General features: G+C 44.8%; 11 protein-coding genes. All 11 read left to right on the forward strand.

Annotation, left to right across the window (positions count from 1 at the left end; translation table 11 throughout):
• Positions 1 to 195: 195 nt before the first annotated feature.
• The 11 genes from Q0274_RS08455 to Q0274_RS08505 are packed head-to-tail and all read left to right on the forward strand — an operon-like array spanning position 196 to position 10597.
• Positions 196 to 795 carry a 4Fe-4S dicluster domain-containing protein gene (locus Q0274_RS08455; protein ID WP_005871891.1) on the forward strand — a complete coding sequence of 200 codons (600 nt, stop codon included), beginning with the start codon at positions 196 to 198 and terminating at the stop codon, positions 793 to 795.
• A complete protein-coding gene (locus Q0274_RS08460) occupies positions 792 to 2765 on the forward strand; it encodes a proton-conducting transporter membrane subunit (protein WP_298028928.1) in 1974 nt (657 codons plus the stop codon). The genes Q0274_RS08455 and Q0274_RS08460 overlap by 4 nt, the downstream gene beginning before the upstream one ends.
• A gap of 10 nt (positions 2766 to 2775) precedes the next feature.
• Positions 2776 to 3714, forward strand: a complete 939-nt coding sequence (locus Q0274_RS08465; protein WP_291936444.1) for an NADH-quinone oxidoreductase subunit H — start codon at positions 2776 to 2778, stop codon at positions 3712 to 3714.
• A 1-nt stretch (position 3715) separates the two neighbouring features.
• Complete coding sequence (gene hyfE, locus Q0274_RS08470; RefSeq protein ID WP_177386905.1) at positions 3716 to 4360, forward strand: hydrogenase 4 membrane subunit; 645 nt, start codon at positions 3716 to 3718, stop codon at positions 4358 to 4360.
• A gap of 2 nt (positions 4361 to 4362) precedes the next feature.
• The gene (locus Q0274_RS08475; protein WP_298028930.1) at positions 4363 to 5844 is read left to right on the forward strand and encodes a hydrogenase 4 subunit F; all 1482 of its coding nucleotides are present in this window, start codon (positions 4363 to 4365) and stop codon (positions 5842 to 5844) included.
• 2 nt (positions 5845 to 5846) lie between these two features.
• A complete protein-coding gene (locus tag Q0274_RS08480; RefSeq protein WP_298028932.1) occupies positions 5847 to 7583 on the forward strand; it encodes an NADH-quinone oxidoreductase subunit C in 1737 nt (578 codons plus the stop codon).
• Entirely contained in the window at positions 7580 to 8119 is a 540-nt protein-coding gene (locus tag Q0274_RS08485; RefSeq protein WP_177386902.1) for a formate hydrogenlyase complex iron-sulfur subunit, read from the forward strand. The genes Q0274_RS08480 and Q0274_RS08485 overlap by 4 nt, the downstream gene beginning before the upstream one ends.
• Positions 8116 to 8940: an NADH-quinone oxidoreductase subunit B family protein gene (locus Q0274_RS08490; RefSeq protein WP_298028933.1), complete on the forward strand. Its 825-nt coding sequence runs from the start codon at positions 8116 to 8118 to the stop codon at positions 8938 to 8940. The genes Q0274_RS08485 and Q0274_RS08490 overlap by 4 nt, the downstream gene beginning before the upstream one ends.
• Complete coding sequence (locus Q0274_RS08495; RefSeq protein ID WP_005871907.1) at positions 8937 to 9281, forward strand: formate hydrogenlyase maturation HycH family protein; 345 nt, start codon at positions 8937 to 8939, stop codon at positions 9279 to 9281. The genes Q0274_RS08490 and Q0274_RS08495 overlap by 4 nt, the downstream gene beginning before the upstream one ends.
• Positions 9281 to 9733 (forward strand): hydrogenase 3 maturation endopeptidase HyCI, encoded by a 453-nt coding sequence (locus Q0274_RS08500; protein ID WP_298028935.1) that lies wholly within the window; start codon positions 9281 to 9283, stop codon positions 9731 to 9733. The genes Q0274_RS08495 and Q0274_RS08500 overlap by 1 nt, the downstream gene beginning before the upstream one ends.
• Positions 9734 to 10597, forward strand: a complete 864-nt coding sequence (locus tag Q0274_RS08505; RefSeq protein ID WP_005871911.1) for a formate/nitrite transporter family protein — start codon at positions 9734 to 9736, stop codon at positions 10595 to 10597.
• Positions 10598 to 10658: the final 61 nt, after the last annotated feature.

Consider the following 10658-nt stretch of genomic DNA (forward strand, 5'->3'; position numbering starts at 1 on the left):
ACTTTTTAAGCAAATAATCAACGAACCGGTTTAAAAAAGAAATTAGTTTTTAAATTTAAGCTTTTAAAGCAAATTTATCAAATAAATTCCAAATATCGTCAGATAAATGACGGAATTTTTTTACGGACTTAAATATAATTACACCAAAATTTTTAGTAAAAAATTTTTAAAATTCCTTAAGTCAAGGAGAAAGGTATGAAACAACATAAATTTGTAATCTGCGATTACAAACGATGTATCGGTTGCACGACGTGCATGGCAGCCTGTTACTCAAGTGCCTACGAGCGCGGCAAGCTTGCTAAATCGCGACTTACCGTGCTTAGACAGGCTTATGGCGTTATGCCTACGCAGTGCAGGCAGTGCGATGACGGACCATGCGCAAATGTCTGCCCTACCGGTGCGCTTCGCTTCGATAATAACTATATCGAATTGCACGAAGAAATTTGCATCGGATGCAAGATGTGTACACTCGCCTGTCCTTATGGCGCGATCAGCTCGAATGCCGAGCTTATGCCGTCAGTAAATTATGCGGTCGAGCCGAAGTATTATCTCGAGATCGAAAGCCAGGCGGGCGCCAAAAGCACCGCCATCAAATGCGATCTATGCAACGGACGCGAGAACGGTCCTGCATGCGTCGAGGTTTGCCCAACTAGCGCTATCATTATGATAGATCCTAAAGAGGGCAAGCATAAATTGGGCTTTGCGATAGACTACGATGCGGCTAATGCTTTTGCAAAAGACGTGTTAAACGGCGAAATCAGTTGCGTCGCCAAAAAAGAAGGAGGCGCAAAATGATAAGCGTCTATACTTTATTTATCGTCAGTGCAGTAATTAGTATCCTTTTATACTGCGCTCCAAAAACTGCCGTTAAGGTGGGATTTGGATTAGGTGCTATCAGCTGTTTTTACGCGATGTGTCATTTCGTAGCCAATATGGGCGTAAGCGACAGCTTCATTTTGGGCGGTACTTTCTTATATGCGCCAAAATTTGCTTTAAGCCCGCTTGGAAATTTCTTCAGCTTCGTAGTCGTTTTTATAGGCTTTGCAAGCAGCGTTTACGGTATGAGCTACGCCGAGGAATATATCGGAAAGGCAAATATTGGCGTTTTTGCATGTTTATTTAATACCTTCATCTTATCTATGCTTTTAGTCATCAGCGCAGATAATGTATTTTGCTTCGCTGTTTTATGGGAGCTTATGACACTAATCTCGTCATTTCTAATCATAGTAAACGATGGCAAAGGCACGCTCAAAGCCGTTATGGTATATCTAGGTATAGCGCAGATCGGTGCATTTTGTATCACCTGTGGATTACTTATCATTGCAAACTACGCAGGCAGCTTTGAATTTGCGAAGTGGGGAAACGTAAATATGCCGATGGGTGCTTCTGTAGCAGCATTCATCTTGTTTTTGGTCGGCTTCGGCTCAAAAGCGGGAATGTGGCCTTTTCACGTTTGGCTACCGCAAGCTCACCCTGCGGCTCCATCGAATGTCTCTGCACTGATGAGCGGCGTTATGATTAAAGTAGCGCTCTTTACGCTTGTTAAATTTACGCTATTTTTGCCGCTAAGCATCTATTTTGGGCTTGCAGTTTTGATCCTAGGAGCAGCTAGCTCGCTTTTTGGCGTTTTATACGCGTTGTGCCAGCACGACTTTAAAGCGCTCCTTGCGTACCACTCAGTTGAAAATATCGGAATTATCCTACTAGGTCTTGGTACCGGAATTTACGGCGTCGCAGCAGGCAATGTAACGCTAGCCGCAGTTGGATTTTTAGCAGGCTGCTACCACGTAGTAAACCACGCAATATTCAAAGGCTTGCTATTCTTATGTGCAGGCTCTGTAATCCACGCTACTCATACGCAGAATATGGACGTGCTAGGAGGGCTAGCTAAAAAAATGCCTCTAACTGCTGTCGGTATGTTTATCGGTATCATGGGTATCGCAGCGCTTCCTCCGGTAAACGGCTTCGTCTCAGAGTGGTTTACCTATCAAGGAATGCTTCAAGGTGCTAAGGAAAGTGGAATTTTCATTAGATATGCCTTTTCTTTAGCGGTGGTCGCTCTTGCACTCACCGGCGTTTTGGTCGGTATGCACCTTAAGCTTTATGCGGTAATCTTCGCAGGAACCCCAAGGGATGAAAAAATTTGGGAGAACGCAAAAGAAAGCCCATTAGGAATGGTTTTAGGAATGATCATTTTGATGATAGGCTGCGTAGGATTTGGCGTAGGCGCACACTTCATAGTCGATTACATTATGCAGGCGGTAAATTCTATCACTTCCAATAGCGGGTATGTCGCAAGCCTAGGCGCTTCGTCAATCACTTCGCCTTTGGGAAGTATCGTTTCAACTCCTCTTATTGCAGTGATTTTGTGTTCTACAATGCTGCTTCCGTTTATCATCCTAGCGGTTATGAAAGCAAATCGCGACAAACCTCGTGAGACCGATCCTTGGGCGTGCGGCTTTAAATATAGCCCTCGCATGCAGATAACTGGCGGTCCTTTTACCGGCGATTTAAGAAAGATTATGGACTGGTTATTTAGAGGTCATAAACGCAGAATAGAGCAAAACGGCTACTTCGGACCGATCGAGTATCACAACCATCCACAAGACATTTGGTGGACGATAATTTATCAACCGGTAATCGATTGGAGTAAGAAGGTCGCCGATAAGATAGGAATTATTCAAAGCGGCTATGCAAATTTATATACGCTTTACATCCTAATCTATCTTTGCGCGATACTGGGCGTCGGATATTTCTTGATCTAGGAGGTTTAAGATGCAGACTATACAAACTATATTTTTAATGATATTTCAAGTCGCGGTTATCGTCCTAGTCGCTCCACTCTTCGACGGTATGGCGAGAAAACTTCGAGCCAAGCTTCAGTCGAAACAAGGAAGCGATTTTTTCCAGACTTACCGCGATATTATTAAGCTTTTTAAGCGCGGCAGAACCGTTCCTGCGTGCAGCCACTGGGTATTTAGGTGGGCGCCGTTTTTCCTATTCGCTACTTCGGCAGCGATTTTGGCGGCTATTCCTATTACATACAGCGATCCAACCACCGATAAAATTTTCGGAGCATATTCGGATATTTTCGTTATCTTATATCTAGGTGCGCTTTTGCGCTTCGTATTCGGTGCGGCTTCGATAGATAGCGGTAACCCGTTTGCCGCAACCGGCGGCGGACGCGAGCAGATGCTTGCCGTTTTTGTCGAACCTGTGATGATGATGTGCCTAATCGTAGTAATGATGGCTGCGGGAACTTCAAATTTAGTTGAGATTCAGGGGATGGTACGCAGCGGTCAGATCGGCTATCAAATTCCAAGCTTTGCTGTCGCTTCGATTGCATTTTTATGGTGTATGTATGTCGAGACCGGCAGAAAGCCATTTGATCTTGCCGAAGCCGAGCAAGAGCTTCAAGAAGGACTTTTGGGCGAATATGCAGGTAGCGATTTGGGCTTAGTGCAAGCGGCGCTTATTTTGAAGCAATTTGCGATGATCGGATTATTCCTAACGATATTTGAGCCGTGGAATTTTAGCAATCCGTTTTTGGCGATCATAATCTTTGTGCTAAAAACCGGCGTATTTTACGTAGCAGCCGTTTTCATCGACAACTTTGGACCACGCTTCAGAATGACTTCGAGCATGCGCAAAATTTCATGCGGAGCTCTTGCCATTGCTTTTGCGGCATTAACGCTTTACGTAGTAGGATTTTAAGATGAATAGTATTGATATTTTAGCAATTTGTATGATAATAACGTCACTCGCGGTATTCGGACTTAGAAATTTAAAGCTTTCGATCGGAATTTACGCGATTCAGACGCTACTTTTGGTAAGCATATTTTTTATGCTGTATTCTAACTTCAATGCGCCGCAGCTTAGAATTTGGGCGATAGTGGCGTTTTTTACGAAGGTTATTTTCGTGCCGGGAATTTTATTTTGGCTAGTTAAAAAGCTGGATGTGATCAGCGAGGATGAGCCGGTAGGCGGCTTTTTCGTAAGCCCCGTTATTGCGATGGGATTTTCGCTAGCGATTGCGATGACAATCAATCCGATCTTGCTTAAATTCTCTCTTATTCAAGAAAGAATCGTTCTAATAGCGGCTGTAACCGTATTTATGATGGGGATTTTTGGCTTCATGCTAAGAAATTCTTTCATCAAGCAAATTCTAGCCTACTGCCTCTTTGAAAACGGCATCCACCTAAGCCTTGCGCTTATGGCTTACAACTCTCACGAGCTAGTCGAGCTTGGAATTTTAACCGATGCAATCTTTGCGGTTATTATTATGAGCGTTTTGGCGGTTAGATTTTACAAAGCCTATGACGGACTTGATACGTCTAAAGCTTCGAATTTAAGGGGTTAATGATGAATAGTTTAGCTTTTATATTAATTTTTCCGTTGCTCGGAGCGCTGATATTATTCTTATGCCCTAAGAATTTCAAGCTCCTAAGCACGCTACACGTTTTGATTTCTGGAGTTACATCCGCAGGACTACTCTGTAACGTAGGCAAGCTTATCAGCGGCAACTTTGAGGCTTTTTACGCATACGATAAATTCCTATTCCTAGATAGCCTAGGCTGCGTATTTTTAGTGCTAATCGCCGTAACGGGCTTTTTGGTAAATTTATACTCCACCACCTATATGAAATGGGAGATACAGGGCGGTCATCTAGATCTTAGCGATCTTAGAAAATACTATGCGCTCTGTCACGTTTTCGTTTTTACGATGACGCTTAGCGTTATCTGTAACAACGTTGCGTTTATGTGGGCTGCAGTAGAGGCCACTACGTTAGCATCGGTATTTTTGGTCGCTATTCATAAAGATAAAAAATCTACCGAGAGCGGTTACAAATATATCGTCATCTGCTCGATCGGCTTAGCATTCGCGCTTTATGCTACCGTTTTACTATATGCGGCTACATTCAAAATTACAGGCGACGGCGAGGCTTCGATGCTTTGGACTAGCATTATGGATCACGCCAAAGGCTTAAACAAAGATGCCGCTAAGCTTATCTTTATATTCGCTCTAATCGGCTTTGGAACCAAAGCAGGACTTGCTCCTACTCACACTTGGCTTCCTGACGTTCACGCAGAAGGTCCGGCTCCTATTTCAGCACTACTTTCGGGTGTGCTTTTAAAATGTGCGATGCTAGCGATATTTAGATATTACGCGGTAAGCGCCGAAGCGGTAGGGCCAGACTTCGTTAAGCACGTGATGCTGATCTCGGGCACGATCACGCTATTTATAGCAGGAATTTTCCTCGTTCGCCAACACGACGTAAAAAGGATGTTTGCTTACCACTCGGTCGTTCATATGGGTGTTATTGCATTTGCGCTAGGTATCGGCGGATATTTTGGCTTGCTTGCCGCGATCTTTCACTGCTTAGCTCACAGCTTTACCAAGGCTCTTGCATTCTGCTCTACTGGCAATATCGCCAGAATTTACGGTCACAAAGATATGTCTAGAATGGGCGGCATGGTAAAAATCGCTCCGCTTACTACGATAATGTTTGGTGCTGCGGTCTGCTCGCTCGTAGGTGTTCCTGCGTTTGCGATATTCGTAAGCGAATTTAACGTTTTCAAAGGCGCGATAGCCAGCGGTCAATACATAGCCGTAGCATTATTTGCGATCGCGCTCGTAATTATTTTCATCGCGGACTTCGCGCACTTTAATCTAGCGAGCTTCGGTACGCCTAAAGGTGAAGTGGTTTATGCTAAAGAGATGAGCTTGTTTGAAAATTTACCGCTAATCTTGCTTTGCGCTTTAGTGATAATTTTCGGCGTATGGCACGTAGGTGATTTTTGGATGCTCGTCGAAAACGGCGTTAGAATAATGATGAGAGGTTAAAAATGAGAGGCGATAAATTTATAGAAATTTTAAAGACCAAAGTCAAGGTCTTAGAAGTTACCCGCCAAGCCGAGGATCAAATTACCGTTTTAGTGGATAGAAATGATCTGCCGCTTGCGGTTAAGACGCTATATTATGACATCGGCGGTTTTATCAGCACGATGATCCCTAACGATGAGCGCGAACTAAACGGAAATTTCGCGCTTTACTATGCGATATCTATGGAAGGTGGTAAGATGACCGAAGCGGAGGATTTCGCCGCAGAGGATAAATGCTTCATCACCGTTAGGACGCTAATTCCTGGATCGGATCCTACATTCCCATCAGTTACTCCTTTAGTGCCTGCTTGCGTATGGTACGAAAGAGAAGCTTTCGATATGTTCGGTTTAATCGCTGAGGGCTTGCCTGATAAACGCCGTTTGGTATTAAGCGACGATTGGCCGGATGGGCTTCATCCACTTCGCAAAGACGCGATGGACTACCGCTATAGGCCTGATCCTGTAGATCATAAAGACGAGCCTAATGCAGAGTTTTTATTTCCTAGCGGTGATGGAGTAGTAGATGTTCCACTTGGACCTCTTCACGTAACGAGCGATGAGCCGGGACACTTTAGACTATTTTGCGACGGCGATGAGATTATCGATGCGGACTACCGCTTGTTTTATCAACACCGCGGTATGGAGAAACTAGCTGAAAACCGAATGAATTATGATCAGATGGGCTATTTAGCAGAGCGCGTCTGCGGAATTTGCGGCTACGCTCACGCAATTGCGTGTATTGAAGCAGCAGAGAAAGCCATCAAGCTTGAAATTCCACTTCGTGCGCAAGCCATCCGCGTCATCTGCCTTGAGATCGAGCGCCTTCACAGCCATCTTTTAAATATCGGTCTAGCCTGCGAGGTAACGGGTAACTATAACGCCTTTATGCATATCTTTAGGGTGCGCGAATACTCCATGGAGCTAGCTCAGCTCGTAACCGGCGGCCGCAAGACCTACGGCAACGTCATTATGGGCGGACTTCGCCGCGATATGACCGACAATGAAATTCGCAAGAGCATCGAGATCATCAATAAACTTGATGTTCAAATTTCTGAAATTTGGGACGCCGTTATGGAGGATAAACGCCAAATCGGTCGCTGGAAAGGCGTGGGCATATTAGATCGCAAAGTGGCGCGTGATTTTAGCCCGGTAGGTCCAAATATGAGAGCTTCCGGTTTTAAACGCGACAACCGCTACGATCACCCTTATGATTTCTTCAACAAGATAGAATTCGAAGTAGCCGTAGAGCACGGTGGCGATGTATTCAGCCGCGAAGTCGTAAGATATAAAGAGCTTAAACAATCGATCCACATCATCAGGCAGTGCTTGCATCAAATGCCGCAAACTCCGATCAGTATCGATCCTAAAACGATGATCAAGCCGGAGAATTTTGCGCTCGGTCACGACGAAGCACCGCGCGGCGAAAATGTCCACTGGATCATGCAGGGCAACGCTCAGAAGGTTTATCGCTGGAGATGTCGCGCCGCTACGTATAATAACTGGCCGAGCTTGCGATTTCAATTCCGCGGAAATAACATCTCCGATGCGGCGCTAATCGTATGCTCGATGGATCCGTGCTACTCATGCACCGAGCGCGTAACTTTAGTCGATATTAATAGCGGAAAGAGTAAAATTCTAACCGAAAAAGACCTTAAGAAATTTTGCCAAGACGGCAAGGTTAGCAAAAAGGATTTAAGATGATGAAATTATTCGACATTACCGAAAAATATGGTAAGGCGACTTATGCTTATCCGTTTGAGCCATACATCGTGCCCGAGAATTTTCGCGGGCAGCCTGAATACACCTATGAGCTTTGCATAGGCTGTGCTGCATGCGGTATCGCCTGCCCATCCAATGCGATTGAGCTTAAGATGAACGAAGCCCAAACTAAACTAATTTGGGAATTTGATTGCGGACGCTGCATATTTTGTGGTCGCTGCGACGAGGTATGCCCTACGGGAGCGGTAAGGCTAGGCAATAGCTTTGAGCTAGCGGTAAAATTTGATAAAAGCGCACTTATCCAACACGGCGAGCTTGAGATGGAAAAATGCAGCTGCTGCGGCAAGCCGATGACCCCAAAAAGGCTCATCAACTACACGCTAGAAAAGCTAAGTACGGCAAATTTGCTCCCAGGCAGATTAGAAGAAGCTAAAAAATATCTCTATATCTGTCCTGAATGCAAAAAAGCTCAAGCGGTCGAAAGAGTGACCAAAGGTATAGAGGAGGCAATAAAATGAGTTTGTATCAAGTCCCCGAAAATATTAAAAACGCAAACGATCTAACCACAAAATTGGAGCTTTTGAAAAATATCAAACGAAGCTTCAGCGTTTATCGTATCGACTGCGGAAGTTGCAACGGCTGTGAAATCGAAATTTTTGCTTCTATCACGCCGATGTGGGATCCGGAGCGCTTCGGATTTAAACTCGTAGCCAACCCTCGCCACGCAGATATCTTAGTCTGCACCGGTCCGGTTACTCGACAGATGTATTATCCGCTGCTCCGCGCTTATGAGGCTGCACCTGATCCAAAGATCGTAGTAGCTCTGGGAGCCTGCGGAAGCAGCGGTGGAATTTTCCATGACGCATATAGCGTATGGAGCGGCATCGATAAGATTGTACCGGTAGATGTTTATATCCCAGGCTGCCCTCCGCATCCTGCTAGCATCATCTATGGTCTTGGCATGGCGCTTGGCATTATTGATCAAAAGCTTCAAAAGAAGAGCTACGAGCAAGATAGTACTCTTCCGCCACCGGTCAAGAATTCAGTTATAGGCGATATTTTATTCGAGCGCGATCTGCAAGCTGAAGCTAAGAGGCTGATGAGCTATATTTTCGGAAGAGTTTTATTCGCAAAATATATGGATGCGATCAAAACCTCATCTGATGTTCACGATCCAAAAGCTTCTCGCGAGGCTCTACTTAACGCTATCCATACCGAAGAGGATCCTAGATACGCGGAGTGCATGGCGCTATTACACAATGACGTGTATCTAAAATACGCCCGCGCTACGGAGGAATTTAAAATCGATCCGCAAAAAGAGGTCTGGAGCAAACGATGATTGAGGTTTTTAAGCTTACAAAGCGGCATATGGACGAAAACGAAAATTTACCTAAAGAGCTAAAGGATATCAAGGTTTTTTCCACCTGCGTCGGTCATGGCGTAGGTACGATCGATTTTAGCGAAAAGGTACTTGAGATAGACGATGAAGAATTTAAACGCATCATCGAGAACTCGGGCGACTACGTTAAATTTAAGATCGGTAACCTAAGCAAGTATTTCGAGATTGAAATTTTTGCCGAGCACGCAGCCAAGCTAATCCCTCAGCTTTGCGAATGTGAGCTTAAAGATCTGCTAAAAAATATGCGCGAAGGATACTTCGTGCTAAGGAAGGATTTTTGATGCGAAAGGCGTTGCTTTGTATCGGCAATCCCCTTCGCGGCGACGACGACGTGGGCAATGAAACAGGGCGAATAGTCGAGGCAAATCTAAAAGATTGGCGCGTTTTTTATGGGCAGGATGTGCCCGAAAACGAATTTGCAGCCCTTAGGGAATTCGCCCCTGAAATTCTGATCGTAGTAGATGCGATGAGCGGCTTTGATAAGGATAAGATAGAATTTTTCGATCTCAGCAACGATCGCGACTATATCTACTCGACGCATAACCTGCCTACGCCGGTGCTTCTAAGCTATCTGCGCAAAATTTGCCCAAAGACGTTGTTTTTGGGTATCAGCGTGCTGCTCGATAACGTCCTTGATTTTAAAGAAGGGCTAAGCGAGAGCGCAAAAAAAAGTGCGCAAAAAGCTTATGAGCGTATATTAGAAATTGATTCAAATTTAAATGAGGAGGAGTAAATGTTAAATCCTGCAGAAACCGCGCAAGCGGTGTCTAGTTCGATGCAACACAAGGCGCATACCCCGCTAATTAGCATAATTTTTCTAGCTATAATGGCGGGCGCTGCAATCGCTATGGGCGATATTTTCTGGGCTCACTCGACCGTCGGAATGGCTGAAAAGCAATCTATTGGCTTATCGAATTTCATCGGTGGTATTACCTTTAGCTGCGGTCTGATGATGGTGGTTTTTTATGGCGGGCATCTATTTACTAGCTCGGTTTTAACGGGTGTACCTGCTGCCGACGGCAAATTGCCGCTAGGTAAAACTATCGGCTATTGGGCTATCGTTTGGTGCTTTAACTTCGTAGGCGGTGCGTTAATCGCGTATATGTATTATTACTCAGGACTTCCGCTTAAATATGATGGCTACATCTTGCAGCACTTCATTCCTGCAGCAGCAGGCAAAATAAACGCACCTTTTCACGAGCTATTCATCCGCGGAATTTTTTGTAACGTGTTTGTATGTATGTCTATCTGGACTGCGACCAGCGAGAGCAATCTATCGGGTAAATTCTTTGCAATTATGTGGATGATCGGCGCATTCGTAGCTTGCTCGATGGAACACTGCGTGGCAAATATGTTTATCCTAACTGAAGGCATCATCGCTAAAGGCCACTATCTTGCGGCTGCAGGTGGCGATGTAAATGCTCTTGCAAGCTCACTTCACGGCGTAACGGCGGCTCAAATAGATTCAATAAACTGGGGAAATTTCATCGTTAAAAATATGATCCCGGTTACGCTAGGTAACATCTGCGGCGGTCTATTTTTCGTAGGCTTGGTCGGATTTATGGTCAATAAATACGATATGAAAAAGAAAGACTAATCTATCGCGCTTCAGCACGATATAATCAAAATACGGCGCGGCACTTTGCCGCGCATTTTTA

This window comes from uncultured Campylobacter sp. (genome assembly GCF_937973075.1).
Taxonomy (GTDB): domain Bacteria; phylum Campylobacterota; class Campylobacteria; order Campylobacterales; family Campylobacteraceae; genus Campylobacter_B.